At 69.6% G+C, this 15,892-nt stretch carries 20 protein-coding genes, 2 tRNA genes and 1 other RNA gene; 13 read left to right on the forward strand and 10 right to left on the reverse strand.

Annotation, left to right across the window (positions count from 1 at the left end):
* Window positions 1-15 precede the first annotated feature (15 nt).
* Both ABZ444_RS12610 and ffs read right to left on the reverse strand, forming a co-directional pair.
* On the reverse strand, window positions 16-2,376 hold the full coding sequence (locus ABZ444_RS12610; protein ID WP_357995094.1) for a DNA polymerase III subunit gamma and tau: 2,361 nt from the start codon (window positions 2,374-2,376) through the stop codon (window positions 16-18).
* Between the two features lie 31 nt (window positions 2,377-2,407).
* An RNA gene (ffs, locus tag ABZ444_RS12615) (signal recognition particle sRNA small type) lies at window positions 2,408-2,503 on the reverse strand.
* Between the two features lie 107 nt (window positions 2,504-2,610).
* On the opposite strand from ffs, the gene ABZ444_RS12620 reads away from it, so the two are divergent.
* The 3 genes from ABZ444_RS12620 (at window position 2,611) to ABZ444_RS12630 (ending at window position 4,636) form a co-directional block, all read left to right on the forward strand.
* Window positions 2,611-2,698: transfer RNA gene (locus ABZ444_RS12620), tRNA-Ser, on the forward strand.
* A 241-nt stretch (window positions 2,699-2,939) separates the two neighbouring features.
* A complete protein-coding gene (locus tag ABZ444_RS12625) occupies window positions 2,940-3,527 on the forward strand; it encodes an RNA polymerase sigma factor (protein WP_357995096.1) in 588 nt (195 codons plus the stop codon).
* Window positions 3,524-4,636, forward strand: coding sequence for a CU044_5270 family protein (locus tag ABZ444_RS12630; RefSeq protein ID WP_357995098.1), 1,113 nt, complete (start codon window positions 3,524-3,526; stop codon window positions 4,634-4,636). The genes ABZ444_RS12625 and ABZ444_RS12630 overlap by 4 nt, the downstream gene beginning before the upstream one ends.
* 5 nt (window positions 4,637-4,641) lie before the next feature.
* Here the strand turns inward: ABZ444_RS12630 and ABZ444_RS12635 are convergent, their stop codons facing one another.
* Entirely contained in the window at window positions 4,642-4,845 is a 204-nt protein-coding gene (locus tag ABZ444_RS12635; RefSeq protein WP_357995100.1) for an SRPBCC family protein, read from the reverse strand.
* 173 nt (window positions 4,846-5,018) lie between these two features.
* Between ABZ444_RS12635 and ABZ444_RS12640 the strand changes: the two genes are divergently transcribed.
* On the forward strand, window positions 5,019-5,495 hold the full coding sequence (locus ABZ444_RS12640) for a hypothetical protein (protein WP_357995102.1): 477 nt from the start codon (window positions 5,019-5,021) through the stop codon (window positions 5,493-5,495).
* Between the two features lie 7 nt (window positions 5,496-5,502).
* Here ABZ444_RS12640 and ABZ444_RS12645 read toward each other — a convergent pair whose 3' ends face one another.
* Window positions 5,503-6,144: a LysE family translocator gene (locus ABZ444_RS12645; protein ID WP_357995104.1), complete on the reverse strand. Its 642-nt coding sequence runs from the start codon at window positions 6,142-6,144 to the stop codon at window positions 5,503-5,505.
* Between the two features lie 88 nt (window positions 6,145-6,232).
* On the opposite strand from ABZ444_RS12645, the gene ABZ444_RS12650 reads away from it, so the two are divergent.
* The 4 genes from ABZ444_RS12650 (at window position 6,233) to ABZ444_RS12665 (ending at window position 8,872) form a co-directional block, all read left to right on the forward strand.
* A complete protein-coding gene (locus ABZ444_RS12650) occupies window positions 6,233-7,192 on the forward strand; it encodes a neutral zinc metallopeptidase (protein ID WP_357995106.1) in 960 nt (319 codons plus the stop codon).
* 53 nt (window positions 7,193-7,245) lie between these two features.
* Window positions 7,246-8,103, forward strand: a complete 858-nt coding sequence (locus ABZ444_RS12655) for a neutral zinc metallopeptidase (protein ID WP_357995108.1) — start codon at window positions 7,246-7,248, stop codon at window positions 8,101-8,103.
* Window positions 8,104-8,148: 45 nt separating this feature from the next.
* A complete protein-coding gene (locus tag ABZ444_RS12660) occupies window positions 8,149-8,445 on the forward strand; it encodes a type II toxin-antitoxin system VapB family antitoxin (RefSeq protein ID WP_357995110.1) in 297 nt (98 codons plus the stop codon).
* A gap of 109 nt (window positions 8,446-8,554) precedes the next feature.
* Entirely contained in the window at window positions 8,555-8,872 is a 318-nt protein-coding gene (locus ABZ444_RS12665) for a hypothetical protein (RefSeq protein ID WP_357995112.1), read from the forward strand.
* A 39-nt stretch (window positions 8,873-8,911) separates the two neighbouring features.
* Here the strand turns inward: ABZ444_RS12665 and ABZ444_RS12670 are convergent.
* The 4 genes from ABZ444_RS12670 to ABZ444_RS12685 all read right to left on the reverse strand — a co-directional run bounded on the left by ABZ444_RS12670 (window position 8,912) and on the right by ABZ444_RS12685 (window position 10,468).
* Window positions 8,912-9,001, reverse strand: a tRNA-Ser gene (locus tag ABZ444_RS12670).
* A 10-nt stretch (window positions 9,002-9,011) separates the two neighbouring features.
* Window positions 9,012-9,467 (reverse strand): tRNA adenosine(34) deaminase TadA, encoded by a 456-nt coding sequence (gene tadA, locus ABZ444_RS12675; RefSeq protein WP_357973914.1) that lies wholly within the window; start codon window positions 9,465-9,467, stop codon window positions 9,012-9,014.
* A complete protein-coding gene (locus ABZ444_RS12680; RefSeq protein WP_357995114.1) occupies window positions 9,464-9,940 on the reverse strand; it encodes a tRNA adenosine deaminase-associated protein in 477 nt (158 codons plus the stop codon). The genes tadA and ABZ444_RS12680 overlap by 4 nt, the downstream gene beginning before the upstream one ends.
* A gap of 18 nt (window positions 9,941-9,958) precedes the next feature.
* The gene (locus tag ABZ444_RS12685; protein WP_357973918.1) at window positions 9,959-10,468 is read right to left on the reverse strand and encodes a tRNA adenosine deaminase-associated protein; all 510 of its coding nucleotides are present in this window, start codon (window positions 10,466-10,468) and stop codon (window positions 9,959-9,961) included.
* 155 nt (window positions 10,469-10,623) lie between these two features.
* Here ABZ444_RS12685 and upp point away from each other — a divergent pair, with 155 nt between their 5' ends.
* The 5 genes from upp to ABZ444_RS12710 all read left to right on the forward strand — a co-directional run bounded on the left by upp (window position 10,624) and on the right by ABZ444_RS12710 (window position 14,698).
* On the forward strand, window positions 10,624-11,262 hold the full coding sequence (upp, locus tag ABZ444_RS12690; RefSeq protein ID WP_357995116.1) for a uracil phosphoribosyltransferase: 639 nt from the start codon (window positions 10,624-10,626) through the stop codon (window positions 11,260-11,262).
* A 210-nt stretch (window positions 11,263-11,472) separates the two neighbouring features.
* Window positions 11,473-11,697: a hypothetical protein gene (locus ABZ444_RS12695; RefSeq protein WP_352318442.1), complete on the forward strand. Its 225-nt coding sequence runs from the start codon at window positions 11,473-11,475 to the stop codon at window positions 11,695-11,697.
* A 252-nt stretch (window positions 11,698-11,949) separates the two neighbouring features.
* Window positions 11,950-12,483 carry a PH domain-containing protein gene (locus ABZ444_RS12700; protein ID WP_357973922.1) on the forward strand — a complete coding sequence of 178 codons (534 nt, stop codon included), beginning with the start codon at window positions 11,950-11,952 and terminating at the stop codon, window positions 12,481-12,483.
* A 96-nt stretch (window positions 12,484-12,579) separates the two neighbouring features.
* The gene (locus ABZ444_RS12705) at window positions 12,580-13,923 is read left to right on the forward strand and encodes a helix-turn-helix transcriptional regulator (RefSeq protein ID WP_357995118.1); all 1,344 of its coding nucleotides are present in this window, start codon (window positions 12,580-12,582) and stop codon (window positions 13,921-13,923) included.
* A 100-nt stretch (window positions 13,924-14,023) separates the two neighbouring features.
* A complete protein-coding gene (locus ABZ444_RS12710; RefSeq protein ID WP_352318450.1) occupies window positions 14,024-14,698 on the forward strand; it encodes a FadR/GntR family transcriptional regulator in 675 nt (224 codons plus the stop codon).
* A 7-nt stretch (window positions 14,699-14,705) separates the two neighbouring features.
* On the opposite strand, the gene ABZ444_RS12715 is transcribed toward ABZ444_RS12710, so the two are convergent.
* The gene (locus ABZ444_RS12715; RefSeq protein ID WP_357995120.1) at window positions 14,706-15,548 is read right to left on the reverse strand and encodes an SDR family oxidoreductase; all 843 of its coding nucleotides are present in this window, start codon (window positions 15,546-15,548) and stop codon (window positions 14,706-14,708) included.
* Window positions 15,545-15,832: an antibiotic biosynthesis monooxygenase gene (locus ABZ444_RS12720; protein ID WP_352318454.1), complete on the reverse strand. Its 288-nt coding sequence runs from the start codon at window positions 15,830-15,832 to the stop codon at window positions 15,545-15,547. The genes ABZ444_RS12715 and ABZ444_RS12720 overlap by 4 nt, the downstream gene beginning before the upstream one ends.
* Window positions 15,833-15,892 lie beyond the last annotated feature (60 nt).

Genomic DNA, 15,892 nt, shown 5'->3' on the forward strand with positions numbered 1-15,892 from the left:
GGAGTGAGCCTTCTGTCAGGTGTGGTCGATCTCGCCGATGACCTGGGCGCCGAGTTCGCGTTGCAGCAGGGCCATGCCGGAGACGGCGTCGACGTCGGCGTCGGCGTCGTTCAGCGGGTCGACGTCGTCGGCGTCGGCGGCCTTGTCACGGCCCGGGATCGCGCTCGGCCACGCCGTCGTGCCACCCGCGCGCGACGCCGGGGTACGCGGACCCGCCTGAGCGGCCGCCTTGGCGGCCGACCGCGCGGCGGCCAGCCCCGCTCCGACCGGCGCGGCGGCGGGCTGCCGGGCGGTCACGGTCTGGGTGGGGTCGGGGCTCGGCGGAGAACCGGGGCTGAGGTCGTCGGGCGCGTCGGGCCACGACTCGTCGGTGGTCGGGCGCGCGGACTCGGCGGTCGGGTGCGCTGACGCGGCGGCCGGAGGTTGGCCCGGGTCCTGGGAGCCCTGCTCGTCCTGGGAGCCGCCGTGCGAGCCGGACCGCCCCTGGGAAGTCGCCTGGACGCCCGTCCCGCCCTGCGGGCTGGTCGTCGCCTGGGTCGCGGCCGGGGCCGCCTGCGGGGCGGGGTTGCCGGGGCCGCCCGACGGCGGCTGCTGGCGTGCGGGGCCGCGGGTGGCCTGGGGCGCCGGAGAGCCGCCGACCACCGCCTCGACCCGCCAGGTGCCGCCGAGCACGTCGCCGAGCGCGGTCGCCACGACGGCGTCCTTGCCGCCGCCCGTGAAGTTCTTCATCGCGCCGACCTGGCTGAACCCGAGCGTTACCAGGTTGCCTTCGACGCCCACGACCTGGGCGTTCGTACTGACGTTGGCCCAGACCACGATGCTGCGCTGCTTGAGTGCGGCCAGCACGGCGGGCCACTGCTGCTGCATGCTGCCCGCCCCGCCCGCGACCGGGCCTGCCGCCGCGGGAACCTGAGCAGCGGAAGCCTGGGCGACGGGCGCCGGTGCGGGCGCGTCGGAGACCGGAGCCGCCGCCGAACCGGGACGTACGGGCTCGGGCCAGTCGTCGGCCCCGCCGCCCACCGGCCCTTGACCACCGGCGGAACCGTTGCTCCCACCAGGCGTCGCAGGCTGCGGAACCGCCACGTCACCGCCGACCGGCGCGGCCGTACCGACGGAGACAGCCGGGGGCGCGGCGGGGACGTGCACGTCGTGGCCGCCGCCCGGGGCAGCCGGACGCGGGATCGTCACCGCGCCCGCCCTGGAGGCCATCTGGGCGACCGTGCCGCCGCGCTCCAGACGTTCGAGCCGGGCGAGCAGGGACGCCTCGCCCTGCGAGGCACCCGGCAGCAGGACGCGCGCGCACATCAGTTCGAGCAGCAGCCGCGGCGAGGTGGCGCCGCGCATCTCGGTGAGCCCCGCGTTGAAGATCTCGGCCGCGCGGGTGAGCTCGGCGGGCCCCATCGAGGACGCCTGCCCCACCAGCCGCTCCAGCTCGTCGGCGGGACGGTCGAGCAGCCCGCTGGACGCCGCCTCGGGCACGTTGGCCAGGATCACCAGGTCGCGGAAGCGCTCCAGCAGGTCGGAGGCGAAACGGCGCGGGTCGTGGCCGCCCTCGATCACCCGGTTGACCGCCTGGAACACCTGGCCGCCCTCTCGCGCGGCGAACGCGTTGACGACCTCGTCGAGCAGGTCGCCGTCGGTGTAGCCGAGCAGGGAGACGGCCTTGGCGTAGGTGATGCCGTCCTCCTCGGCCCCGGCGAGTAGCTGGTCGAGGATGGAGAGCGAGTCACGGGCCGAACCGGCGCCCGCGCGGACGACCAGCGGCAGGGCGGGCGGCTCGAAGGGCACGCTCTCGGAGGTGAGGATCTCCTCCAGCAGCGCCTTGAGCGTCGCCGGCGGCATCAGCCTGAACGGATAGTGGTGCGTACGCGACTTGATGGTGCCGATGACCTTTTCCGGCTCGGTCGTCGCGAAGATGAACTTCAGGTGCGGCGGAGGCTCCTCGACGAGCTTGAGCAGCGCGTTGAAACCCTCGCGGGTCACCATGTGCGCCTCGTCGATGATGTAGATCTTGTAGCGCGCCGACACGGGCGCGAAGAAGGCACGTTCGCGCAGGTCACGCGCGTCGTCGACGCCACCGTGGGAGGCCGCGTCGATCTCGATGACGTCGAGGTGGCCGGGGCCGGTCGGGGCGAGCGCCACACACGACTCGCAGGTGCCGCAGGGTTCGGGCGTCGGGCCCTGCTCGCAGTTGAGAGAGCGGGCGAGAATGCGCGCGCTGGAGGTCTTGCCACATCCGCGGGGGCCGCTGAACAGGTACGCGTGGTTGATGCGGCCCGTACGCAACGCCTGTCGCAGCGGATCTGTGACGTGTTCCTGACCCTTGACCTCGGCGAAGGTCCCGGGTCGGTACTTGCGGTAAAGCGCAAGGCTCATGCGACCATCCCGCCTGCGAGGGGGCTCTCAACGAAGAGACCCCCCGCACACCCGCCAGAGCCCGCTTATCCTTGCTGCCTTCCGGCCCTGGGGAGGTTCACAGGATGACGCCGCGCGAGGGGTCCCTGGACAGTCTAACCGGCCTCAGCAGTGCTCGCTCCACGGTTCGGGGTTGAGCATGTCCTGGAAAAATCGCGGTCACCACAGTGCTGGAAGTCCGGTAAGCTCGTCGGCGGAGGATTCGCCTAGTGGCCGAGGGCGCACGCTTGGAAAGCGTGTATAGGGCAACCTATCAGGGGTTCAAATCCCCTATCCTCCGCCAGTCCAGAAGGGCCATGCCAGGTCAACGGCATGGCCCTTCTGCATTTCCAGCCTCAGTCGTCTCCTGACAAGGGGCTTTGGTGCTGTGGCGGGTTCGGGAGATCGCGGGCATGCGGTCATCTTCGGGTCATCGGCAATCACTGGGACGCGCGACGCGATGAACCCTGATGGGCCGTGAAGACGAATCGGGGGATCGCCGAACAACGGGTGTTCCGATGCAACCGCCTGAAAGGCCAGCATGCATGCCACCTCCCCCGAACCCGGCGCCGACCAGCCAGGACACCGACGCCCAGGTGATTGCGGCGTCGCGGCGTGACCCGGATCGCTTCGGCGCCGTCTTCGATCGCTATTTCGCATCCATCCACCGCTATGTCCACCTGCGCCTGGGCGAGTCGGCCGCGGACGACCTCGCCGCGGAGACCTTTCTGCGTGCCTTCCGCGACCGGGACCGCTTCGACCTGACCCGTCCCAGCGCCCGCCCCTGGCTGTACGGCATCGTCTCCAACCTGGTCGCCGAGCACCATCGCAGCGAGGCGCGCAGATACCGGGCGCTGGCCAGAAGCGCCGACACCACCACGGAGATCGCCAGTCACGACGAACGCGTGGCGCAACGGGTCTCCGCGGCGGTCATGCAGCCGCTGCTGGCCGCGGGGCTCGCCCGGCTCTCCGCCGGGGACAGGGACGTCCTGTTGCTGGTCGCCTGCGCCCAACTCGGCTACGACGAGGTGGCCGAAGCCCTCGGCATACCTCAGGGAACGGTGGGATCACGTCTCAACCGCGCCCGCAAGAAGCTCCGCAAGATCATCGGTCCCGCCGGGGAGGCACTGTGACGGACGAACTCGAAGTGATCAAGGCCCACCACGACAGCCTGCCCGGACCCGCGCCCGAGGTGACCGCCCGTGCATGGGTGCTGGTGGCCGAAGAGGTCGACGCGGAGCGCGCCGGCGGTGGTCACCGTCAGCCGTCGCGGTCACGTCAGCGGCCGGCTCGCGGATTCCTGAGCGGCCGACTGGCGCTGAGGGCCGGCGTGGCCGTGGGCCTGGCGGCGGCGGTGACCGCGGCCCTGGTCATGGTGCGTGGAGGTGACGACGCAGCTCCGTTCGGGGCCGCTCCGGCCGGTGCCGCCGAGTTGCTCAGGCATGCGGCCTCGGCAGCGGCGCAGGAGGACGTACGGCCCGGACCGGGGCAGTACTTCTACGTCGATCAGAAGGTCGTGACGTTCGCCGGCGGCTCCGAAGGCGAGTACACCCAGGAGCTGCGCCGAGAGATATGGATGCCCGCCGGGGATCCCGGCAGGGCCGCCCTGACGCGCTCGACGTACGGACGGACACACGTGATCACCGGACGGAACCCGGAGCGTGTGCAGTCGCCGGGAACAGTGGAGTACGAGCGCGCGGGACAGTGCCCCGAGAGCCCCCTGGGCCTGCCTCCGCAGGCCGCCGATCTGCCCGCCGATCCCGATGGGCTGCTGGCGAAGATCCGCCACGGCGCGGCGGCGTTCGTCCGGTCCGACCAGCTCAGGCGAGGAGAGACGGACCTGGGCCAGGACGAGATCAACATGCGGGTCGAGAAGGTCATCGCGAGCCAGTTGCTCAGGCTGGCGGAGACCCCGCTCATCCCCTCCCGGACCAGGGCCACGGTCTTCGGCGCGCTGTCGAAGCTGCCGGCCGTGACCGTCGTCCCCGACCTCACCGACACCGCCGGACGACACGGGGTGGGCGCCTCGCTCAAGTCGGAGAGCCCCGGCGGCTGGGAGCGTGGGGAGCTCATCTTCGAGCCGGCCACGTACCGGTTCCTCGGCTACCGGAGCTGGATCGGCCGGCAGGAGGGCGGCCAGGTCAAGGAGATCCCGAGCGGCAGCATGGCGGTGATGACGGTGAGGGTCGTCGACTCCATGCCGGAGGTCCCGAAGAACGCCGGAGCGCCGATGTTCTGCTGACGTGCTCACGGACCCTCGCTGAAGTGCATCAGGCGTTCGGTGATCACCTCGCCGTCCGGGTTCGCCAGCCGGCGGACGCGGCCGCCTTCGAGCATGGTGCTCTCGGGAATGTAGGGGAGCCAGTCGGGCAGGGAGTGGAACCCGCCGATGAGGTCCCAGACCCGCTGCGGGGAGGCGGGCAGCAGGCCGCTGACCGAGGTCGATGCCATGGTCGTTCTCCTGTGGTGGTGCGGTGGCCGTGCGGTGGGTACGGGGTTCAGGCGCCGCCGGGAAGGGGCGCGTCGGGTCCTGTGCTCGGAGCAGACCTGGCCGGGCTGACGCGGGCAGGAGCACGCACGGAAGGGGTGGCGAGAACTAGAATCGTCAGGATATCTTGACGGTCATGACCTTGAGCACCGCCGATCTTCCCGGGCACGAGGGGTTCGTCGCGCCCGTTCTGCCCGATGGCGAGCCGGCCTCGTCGTCCAGCGCCTTCACCAGGACGTTCGTCGGGTACCAGGCCGCCTGTTCGTGCGGATGGACCGATCGGCGGCGGTATCCGGCGACGCCGGAGGGGGCCAAGGAGGCGGAGTACCGGTGGTGGAGCAGGCACACGCCGCCGCTGCTCGCCGCCGCCCCGCCCGGCTGGCTGGTGACCAGGTCGAACCTGCTGTGCGAGCAGGTCGTCAAGCTCGCGGCCGACCGGCCGCTGGCCGCGCTCACCCTGCTGTCCCAGGTGGAGAGCTGGCAGCGGACGCTGCTCGACCAGGCCGTCGCCGGGGCGCGGGACAACGGCGCCTCCTGGGCGGAGATCGGCGAGGCGATGGGGATCTCCAAGCAGGCGGCCCACGAGCGTTTCAGGGCCCAGGTGAGCCAGTAGAGCCCGTTCAGGCCGGTACGAGCGCCTTGGAGCGGTCGGCGACCATCCGTACGGCGAAGACGCCGAGCACGGTGCCCATCGCGTACCGCTGCACCCGCAGCCACACCGGACGGCGGGCGAGGAAGGCGGCGAGGCCGCCGGCCGAGATCGCGATCAGCGCGTTGACCAGCGTGCCGATCGCGATCTGCACCGAGCCGAGCGCGAGACTCTGCAGCAGCACGTGCCCCATGGCGGGGTCGATGAACTGCGGCAGCAGCGACAGGTACAGGATCGCGATCTTGGGGTTCAGCAGGCAGGTGAACAGCCCCATGGCGAACAGTTTCCGCGGCCTCTCGACCGCCAGCTCGCGCGGCTGGAAGACCGAGGCGCCGCCCGGCCTTACCGCGTTCCAGGCCATCCAGAGCAGGTACGCGGCCCCGGCCAGCTTCAACGCCGTGTAGGCCACCGGCACGTACGCGAACACGGCCGTCAGCCCGAGGCACGTCGCCGTCAGGTACGCCATGAACCCCAGCGCGACGCCGACGAGCGAGATCAGCCCGGCACGACGCCCCTGGCTGATCGAGCGGGAGACCAGATAGATCATGTTCGGTCCGGGCGTCAGGACCATGCCCAGGGACACCAGCGCGATCCCCACCAAGCCACCCGTCATGGCGGCAGATTAGCGGACAAGTCGCAGAAAATCCCAGTCCCGCACATTGCTTTGCGTAATCACCCGACTACGGGGGATGACTCAGAGCATGCAGTTCGACGATGACGCGCCACTCGACCCCTCACAGGTCGAGGACGTCCGGGCCACCGGCTCCCAGCCCGGCCGGGGCGGCGGCGGCTGGGGCGGGATGCCGGGCGGCGGCTGCATGCTGCCCATCGGCGGCCGTGGCGGCGGCTGCCTGCTGCTGGTCCTGGCGGTGGCCGGGCTGTTCCTGTTCAAGCTCGCCCCCACGCCGTTCAGCGGCGACGAGGGCGGCGAGCAGGGCGGCGGACGCTACCCGAGCGCCCCCGGCCAGCTCTCCCCCAGCGGCAACCTGGCCGAACGCTGCCGAACGGGCGCCGACGCCGACCAGGCGGAGGACTGCCGGATCGTCGGCACGGTGAACAGCATCCAGTCCTACTGGCGGCAGGAGTTCAAGGAACGCGACAAGCAGTACACGCCGGCCAAGACCGTGCTGTTCTCGCGGGCCGTGAACACCGGCTGCGGCCCCGCCGACTCGGCCGTGGGCCCGTTCTACTGCCCGCGCGACCGCAAGGTCTACCTGGACCTGGCCTTCTTCGACACGCTCCAGCGCGACTTCGGCGCCGAGGGCGGCCCGTTCGCCCAGGCATACGTGGTCGCCCACGAGTACGGCCACCACGTCCAGAACCTGCTCGGCACCATGGACAAGGTCGGCAACAACAGCAGACCGGGCGCCGGCAGCGCGTCCGTGCGCCTGGAGCTGCAGGCCGACTGCTACGCCGGCGTCTGGGCGCACAACGCGGTCAAGACGGGCTTCTACCGCGAGCCGTTCACACCGGCCGACATCAACCAGGCCCTCGACGCCGCCGCGGCGGTCGGTGACGACAGCATCCAGCGCCGCTCGCAGGGCCGCGTCACGCCCGACGCGTTCACCCACGGCACCTCGCAGCAACGCGAGAAGTGGTTCAGCGTCGGGTACGACAGCGGCCTCCCGGACAGATGTGACACCTTCTCGGATGGCATCTAGGCGCCCTCCTGGGGAAGTCCTCTAGCGGGCAGCACCCAGAAGGGACGTCAGATATGGATTTCAAGGACGACGTCAACCTCGACTCGTCGCAGGTCGAGGACGTCGGCGGTCGCGGTGGCGGCGGGTTCTCGGGCGGCGGCTTCCCCGGCGGCATGGTCCTCGGGGGCGGCGGCATCGTCGGCCTGATCGCCTTAGTGCTGGTGTTCGTGCTCAACAACCTGGGCGGCGGGGACGGCGGCGGCGAGCCGGCGCAGAAGCAACCCCCGGCCAAACTCGCCGAGGAGTGCAAGACGGGCAAGGACGCCGACCAGTCGGAGAAGTGCCGCGTCGTGGGCGTGGTCAACAGCATCCAGGACTACTGGAAGCAGGAGATCTCCGACTACCGGCAGTCGAAGACGGTCCTGTACTCCGGCAGCCTCCGTACCGGCTGCGGCGCGGCCAGCTCCGCCGTCGGGCCGTTCTACTGCCCGAGCGACCAGCGCGTCTACCTCGACCTGAGCTTCTTCGACCAGCTCCACAGCCAGTTCGGCGCCAAGGGCGGCCCCTTCGCCCAGGCGTACGTGATCGCCCACGAATACGGCCACCACGTCCAGGACCTGCGCGGCGCCCTCCAGTCGGACACCGGCAGCTCGGTCCCCGTCGAGCTTCAGGCCGACTGTTACGCGGGCGTCTGGGCGCACAACGCCGTCCGCACCGGCTTCTACGAAAAGCCGTTCACCCAGACGGAAATCGCCGAGGCCCTGGACGCCGCGGCCGCCGTGGGCGACGACAGAATCCAGCAACGCACGAGCGGCAGAATCGATCCCGAATCGTTTACGCACGGCTCGTCCGAGCAACGCGTCAACGCCTTCCAGCGCGGCTACCAAAACGGCCGGCCGGGCGACTGTGAACAGTCTGAGCTGGGCCGATAGCCCCCGACAACGCAGCAGGTCGAATTCTCTCCTAAAATGAGGTGGGTGATCTTCAAGCTCGTCGGCGACGGACGCCCTTATCCCGAACACGGTCTGACGAACCGAGAGTGGGCGCAGATCCCTCCCAGGCAGGTCCGGCTCGACTCGTTGATCACCACGAAGGCCATGCTGGACCTGCACTCGTTGCTCGCCGCCGACTCCACTTTCTACGGCGACCTGTTCCCGCACGTGGTGCAGTGGAAGGGCGAGCTCTATCTGGAGGACGGCCTCCACCGGGCCCTGCGTGCGGCCCTGCACCAACGGTCGATCCTGCACGCCAGGGTCCTGGATCTGCCCAACTGAAACGCGCCGGAAAAGGGAGCCGCCATTCGCGGCTCCCTTTTTCATGTGTCAACCTGATCGACGTGCCGTGTGTCACGTCCGCGTCTTTCAACATCGTTCGGAGAATGCCGTGTCGTATCCACCGCCACACGGGTCGTGGCCACCACCCGGATACGGCCCGCCGCCCTACTACGCGCAGCCGCCGGCGCACGAGTACGTCGAGGAGCCCGAGCCGCTCGACAATCGCAACCTGATCGTGCTGCTGGCCATCGGGCTGCCGCTGCTGCTCCTGAGCGCCTGCGGTGCGCTGTTCTTCGTCCTGACCGACGACGGCCGCCCGGAGGCCCGCGTCGGCGAGACGGTCCAGACGCAGGTCGTCGAGGACAGCCCGCCGGACATCCAGCTCAACCTGAATCCGCCCGCCGACGGGCCCACCCAGCAGCCCTGAGGGCAAAGAAAAGGGCCTCCGAGGTCGTCGGAGGCCCGATGGCGGTGGTGGTGGGATTTGAACCCACGGATGAGTTGCCCCATCACACGCTTTCGAGGCGTGCGCCCTCGGCCACTAGGCGACACCACCGCGGACGAGCTTACCGGATTCTCCGAGTAGCGAAGAACTCCTTGAGGACGGCAGAGCATTCTCCGGCCAAGACGCCCATGACGACCTCGGGCCGATGGTTGAGCCTCCGGTCGCGTACGACGTCCCAGAGCGAGCCCACGGCGCCGGCCTTCGCGTCGACGGCGCCGTACACGATCCGGTCCACCCGGGCGAGCACGGACGCGCCCGCGCACATCGTGCACGGCTCCAGGGTGACCACCAGCGTGCAGCCGCTCAACCGCCACTGCCCGCGCAGCGCGGCGGCCCGCCTGAGCGCGAGCACCTCGGCGTGCGCGGTGGGATCGGCGGCGGACTCGCGGTCGTTGCCCGCCGCGGCCAGCACCTCGCCGAGCGGGCCGAGCACGACGGCGCCGACGGGGATCTCGCCTCTGCCGCCGGCCGCGACGGCCTCGGCCAGGGCCAGGCGCATCGCTTCCTCGTGGGTCAACGCAACCGGTCGAGCTCGTCGGCGAACGACAGCCGCTCGGCGATCACCGAGAGGATGTCGGCGGGCAGCAGGCCCTCCTCCATGCTCAGCTCCAGCAGCTCCTCCGAGCTCACGCCGAGGTCGCTGAGCAGCTCGAAGTCACCGGCGGGACGCACGCCGAGCCCGTTGCCCTCCTTGTCGGGGGCAACGCCGGCGAACTCGGCGAACAGCTCCCCCATGCTGTTGGAGACGATGGCGTGCACGTCCGACAGGAACACCCGGGGCTCGTCCTCGCCGCGGTAGCGGGCGATGGCGAACCATTCGTCCTCGACCTCGACGCAGAGCAGGGCCAGCTCGTCGCCCGTCAGACCCAGGGTCTCGATGACGGCGTCACCGAAGTCGTCGACGATCTCCGCGTCCCGCAGATCGACCTCTGCGCCGGTCCAGCCGTCAGAAGTCCTGACAAAAGCCGCAGAGAAGGTGTTGGACGCCATGCCCGCACTCCAGGGGGGTCAGCCGAAGACCGATTCGATGGCACGCTCGAACGGCTCGGAGAAGCCGAGCCGCGCGGCGATGCTGGACAGCACATCTTCGGGGAGGAGATCGATGTCGCCGGAGAGGATGCCCAGCTCCATCTCGTCCAATCCGAGATCGGCGAAGATCGACAGATCTCCCGCCGGCAGCACGGTCTCCTCGTCCTGGAGGATCTCGTCGAGCTCCTCCTCGTCGGGGACCGGCACGTCGAGGTAGTGCAGCACCTGGCGGGCGAGCGGGAAGTCCCAGGAGGCGGCGATGTCGGACAGGAAGACGTCGACGCGGTCGCCGAGCACGCGCAACGCCACGAAGAACTCGTCGCCGACGGCGATCAGGCCGATGGTGCCGCTCTCGCTCGGCTGCTGCCTGAGAGCCTGGATCAGACCCTGGAGGTCGGACGTGAGCGTGACGGGCAGCAGCTCGGCGTGCCACCGCTCGTCCTCGCGGTAAATCACTATGGCGAAGTCGAGCGCATCTTCGTCTGTCATCGCCATCCCCACCCGAGCCTCTGACACGACAGGTTCGCACCAGACCCCAATCGTTCCAGAACAGGCCACGCGGCGTGTGCTTCTCCGACCAAATTGTGATCAAAACCAAAGGCCCGGGATGCCACCACTCCGTCCAGCGGATACCGTTGGCCTCTATGGAAACCCTCGTCGTCGACCATCCGCTCGTGGCCCACAAGCTCACCACGCTGCGCGATGTCCGCACCGACTCGCCGACCTTCCGCAGGCTCGCGGACGAGTTGGTGACGCTGCTGGCGTACGAGGCGACGCGCGACGTCCGGGTCACCGAGGTGACCGTCCAGACCCCGGTCTCCCCCGCCCACGGCGTGCGCCTGGCCAAGCCCCAGCCGCTGGTCGTGCCCATCCTGCGGGCCGGGCTCGGCATGCTCGACGGCATGACCCGGCTGCTGCCCACCGCCGAGGTCGGCTTCCTCGGCATGATCCGCAACGAGTCCACCCTCCAGGCCGAGACGTACGCCACCCGCCTGCCCGACGACCTGTCCGGGCGTCAGTGCTTCGTCGTCGACCCGATGCTCGCCACCGGCGGCACGCTCGCCGCGGCCGTGCAGTTCCTGTTCGACCGGGGCGCGGTCGACGTCACGGCCATCTGCCTGCTGGCCGCCCCCGAGGGCCTGGCGTACATGGACAAGGTGTTCGCCAACTCGGGCAAGCCCATCCGCGTGGTCACCGCCGCCCTCGACGAGCGGCTCAACGAGAGCGGCTACATCATCCCCGGCCTCGGCGACGCCGGCGACCGCCTCTACGGCGTGGTCTGACCCTTCCATCGGCTCCCCTTCTCCTTACGCTGGGTCGTCACTTCGTTACATACTGTGGTTGGGTGGGTACGAAGAGACAGGAAGGGAACTTCCGCATGCGCGTGGGGGAAGCACGATGAGCGACATGCCCGGTGCCGAGGGGTCCTCGTGAACGAGCGAGCGACCGGCAACAGCAGCGCCCCGTCTCATGCGACCGGCACAGGAGGGCGCATGAGCGAGCACACCGAGGCCGACCCGACCCCGTACGCGGAGGTCGAGGCCGCGCTGCGCGACGAGTTCGCCGGCGTGCATTCCTCCACCACCGTAACGCGCTGTGTGGAAGCAGCGCACTACGGCGCGCTGGAGGTAACCGGCTATGCGCATCCGAGCCTTGTGGAGCGCATCGCCCGGAAGCACCTTCACGTCCTGGCGCTGGTCGCCAGCGAACGTGGCTAAGCAAGATCAAAACTAACCCGCCAAGTTACCTTTACCCCGGCTACCGGGTGGGTAATGTATACGGCGGGTGGAGTGGGTTAGTGGCACGGAGGCGACAGTGCAGGTCAAAAAAGTCCTCACATACAGTGGGATCGCATTTGTGGCGTACTACCTGTTCGCACGACCAGCTGATGCCGCAGACGCGGTGAAGGGGGCGTTCGACACGGTGTTCAACGCGGCCGACTCTCTGGCCCAATTTGTGAACAACCTCGCATGAGACTGGTGACCCACGGGGACTCTGCTCCGTCGTCGGTCAACCGCTACCTCCTCCCCAATGAACAACAGGTCATCATGGTGCGGCGTCATCCCGCCGTGCTGCTGCGTCCGGTCGCCGAGGTCTTCGGCGGCCTGATCATCGCCGGGCTCCTCAGCAAGTTCTTCGGTGGAGGGGAGTCCGGCGGCACGGCGCTCGTCGTGGTCTGGTGGCTGTGGCTGCTGCTGCTCGTGCGTTTCGTGTGGAAAGTCGCGGAGTGGTCGGTCGATTACTTTGTGGTGACGTCCAAGCGGATGCTGCTCACCACCGGGTTGATCACACGCAAGGTCGCGATGATGCCGCTCGGCAAGGTCACCGACATGAGCTTCCAGCGATCTCTCCTGGGCCGCATGCTCGGTTACGGCGAGTTCATCCTCGAGTCCGCTGGTCAGGACCAGGCTCTGTCAACGGTCGAGTACATTCCGTATCCGGAGACCCTCTACCTGGAGGTCTGCCAGATGCTTTTCCCCAGCAAGGACGAGAGCGACGATTAAACTCCGCGTGGCAAATTCTTCACGCGGGGATACCAGATTCGGCTACTTCATGCAATCATTGCGTGTTGTTGACCCTTCCCCGCCTTGAGAGATGAGATGCCGAGTCAGGGAACCATCGGTGACCGCGTCCGTGGACTGCGGCTGAACAGGCGGATGTCCCAGGCCCAGTTGGCCGGACCCGACCTGTCTGACAGTTATGTCTCGCTCATTGAGTCGGGCAAGCGTACGCCGACTCCTGTCGTGGCCCGCCTCCTCGCCGAGCGGCTGGGATGCACCACCGAGTTCCTCCTGCACGGCATCGAGCCACGGCAGCGCATCGACACCGAGCTGGGTCTTCGCCATGCCGAGCTGGAGCTGCAGCACGGCGACCCCGCGGTGGCGGCCGACCGCTTCACGGAGATCGTGAAGGCGGCCGACGAGGAGAACGCCATGCTCACCGCGCACGCCCGCTTCGGCCGGGCCCGTGCGCTGGAGGTCCAGGGGCGTCTCGGTCAGGCCGTCGAGGCGTTCGAACGGCTGCGCAGGGAGGCCGCCGCGCATCCCGAGCGCCTGGCCGACCTGCCGCTCACGATCGCGCTGAGCCGCTGCTACCAGCGGGCCGGCGACCGGCTGAGGGCCCGTGACCTGGCCGCGTCCGCGCTGGAGCAGGCCGAGCGGCTGTCCATCTCGCAGGGCGAGATCGCGGTCGACCTGGCCACCGCTCTGGTCGAGGCGCGCAGCGAGCGTCAGGGCGACTCCCCCGAGCTCGAGTACGTCAAGCGGGTGCTGGACAACAGCGGCGTTCCTGAAGTTATGGACCGTTCCGAGGAGATCCACGCCCTGTGGCAGGCGAGTTCCGCCGCCGCCGCCGGCGAGGACTCCGCGCTGGCCGTGCGCCTGGCCGACGACGCCATCATGGCGGGCCGTCAGTCCCGGCTCGCGCTGCAGCTCGCGCGGGCGGCCATGCACTGGTCCAGGCTGGTCACCGCGCCGCTCGACGAGGCCGAGCGGCTGGCCGCCGCCGCGTCGCGCGCCTTCGCGTCCTCCCCCGGCAGTGTCCGCGAGCACGGCGAGAGCCTGGTCGCGCACGCTCGGGTGCGGCTGCGGGCGGGTGACCAGGCGGGTGCCGCCGAGCTGGCCACCACGGCGCTGGGGCTGACCCACGACGGTTCGGGCACCACGCCGGCCGAGGCGAACCTCGTGCTCGCCACCGTCGCGCTCGACCTCGACGGCAGTGCCACGACGCAGTTGCGTACCGCGCACGAGATGCTCGACTCGCTCGACCGTCCGGTGTTCGGGTCCGACAGGCAGGCCGCCCGCTGCTGGCGCGAGCTGGGCGACCTCTACGGGAGGGTCGGCGCAAGAGCACAGCAGACCGCCGCATATCGTAAAGCCCTTGAAGCTGCCGGAGTTCGCTCCGCGTTGGCAGGGGTGACGGTCGAGGCCACGGTCGCGCACTGAACCTCCGGGAGCTCCAGATTTGGACTTTTGAGTCTGGAATAATTAGGGTCGACCAGTCATTGACTCATAGGATGATTGGTTTCCCCGGAGGAGGCGGACTGTGAGTCTGCGTACGGCGCAGCGGGCTTCGCTCGTCGACCAGGTGATCGATCAGCTCAAGGAGCAGATCACCTCAGGGTCGTGGCAGATGAACGGCAAGATCCCCACCGAGACCGTGCTCGCCGAGCAGCTCGGGGTGGGACGCAACACCGTTCGCGAGGCCGTGCGCGCGTTGACGCACGCCGGGCTGCTCGAGTGCCGTCAGGGGGACGGCACTTACGTCCGGGCGACCAGTGAGCTGTCCGGGGCGATGCTGCGCCGGCTGCGCCAGGCCGAGCAGCTGGAGATCCTTGAGGTGCGGCGCGCGCTGGAGGTCGAGTCCGCTCGACTGGCCGCGACCCGCCGCACCGACGAGGACATCCGCCGCATCGAGGCCGCGCTGGCCGAACGCGACCGCGCCTGGGAGCTGGACGACCCCGACTTCTTCGTCGAGGCCGACCTCGCCTTCCACATGGCGGTCGCGCACGCCACCCACAACCTCGTGCTCATCGACCTCTACGAGGACTTCTCGGCGGCCCTGCGGGCCAGCATCACGGCCGCGGGCACGTCGTTCAACAAGAGCTATATCCCGCACGACGCCATCGCCCGCGCCATCGCCGCCGGCGACGCCACCGCGGCCGAGCGGGCCGGGCACGCCTGCATGGAGCACATCCTCATCGCCCTCACCGACTCCTGACCGGCCCTCAGGCGGCGGGGCGCAGCTCGGCCGCATGGTCCTTGGCGAACTCGGTGAAGGTGCGGCCCGGGCGCCCGGTCACGTCGGTGAAGGCCGTCGTCGTACGGTCGCCCCAGCCCGCCGCGTACGCCTTGAGGTATTCCCTGGTGACGGCCGCGTCCCATTCGCGTATGCCGGCGTCGAGCATCGAGCGGTAGGCGTCGTCGGGGGCGACGGGCTGGTAGGCGATCGGCGTGCCGTAGACGTCGGTCAGGGCGGTGGCCGCCTCCCCCAGCGAGATACTGGCCGGGCCCGTGAGCGTGTAGGTGCGCCCCTTGTGGGACCCCGGGTCGCGCAGCACCGCGGCGGCGAAGTCGCCGATGTCGCGGACGTCGATCAGCCCGATCCGGCCCTGGCCCGTGCCGCCGTAGAGGGTGTCGCCGGCGACCGAGCCGAGCAGGTTCTGCATGAAGAAGGCCGGACGGATGACGGTCCAGTCGAGGCCCGAGGCGGCCAGCTCGACGTCCGACAGGGCGTGCAGGCGGCCGTTGCGGGTGGGGGCGTCGTGGGCGGCTCCGATGGCCGACAGGCGCACGACGTGCCGCACCCCCGCCTTCCTGGCCGCCCAGAGGGCGTTCATGCTCGCATGGGGCGCCTGGGGGCCCATGGCGGTCAGCAGCCACAGGGTGTCGACCCCCTCGAAGGCGGCGTCGAGCGTGGCGGGCTGGTCGAGGTCGCCGACGGCCACCTCGACGCCCTCGGGGGCCTTGGCCGCGTCGCGCACCAGGACGCGCACGTCGCTCAGGTCGCCCAGCGACTTCAGCACGGCCCCGGAGACGGTGCCGGTGGCACCGGTGATCAGGATGGTCATCGCAATGTCCCTTCTTCTGCGGAGATCAACTCGTCGATCAGGTCGAAGAACTTCTGGATGCCGGGCAGGTTCGCGCCCTTGGCACGGGAGGCGGCGAAGTCGTCGCCCGAGCGCCAGTCGACGATGTCCAGCCATTCGTCGTCGGACAGGCGGACCAGCCGGGCGCCGAGGAAGCCGGCGCGGTCGGCCGCGAAGTCGGCGAGCATGCCCGGACGGGCCGCCAGCAACTGGCCGGCGCGTTCCGGGGACACTCTGAATCTGGTGAGTTCCACCGTCGTGGTCATGGCACGACAATATAGTAAGAATCAGTGACAGTCAAAATCAGTGACTAATTGGAGGGCCGA

The sequence above is a fragment of the Nonomuraea sp. NPDC005730 genome (assembly GCF_040630865.1).
Lineage (GTDB): Bacteria > Actinomycetota > Actinomycetes > Streptosporangiales > Streptosporangiaceae > Nonomuraea.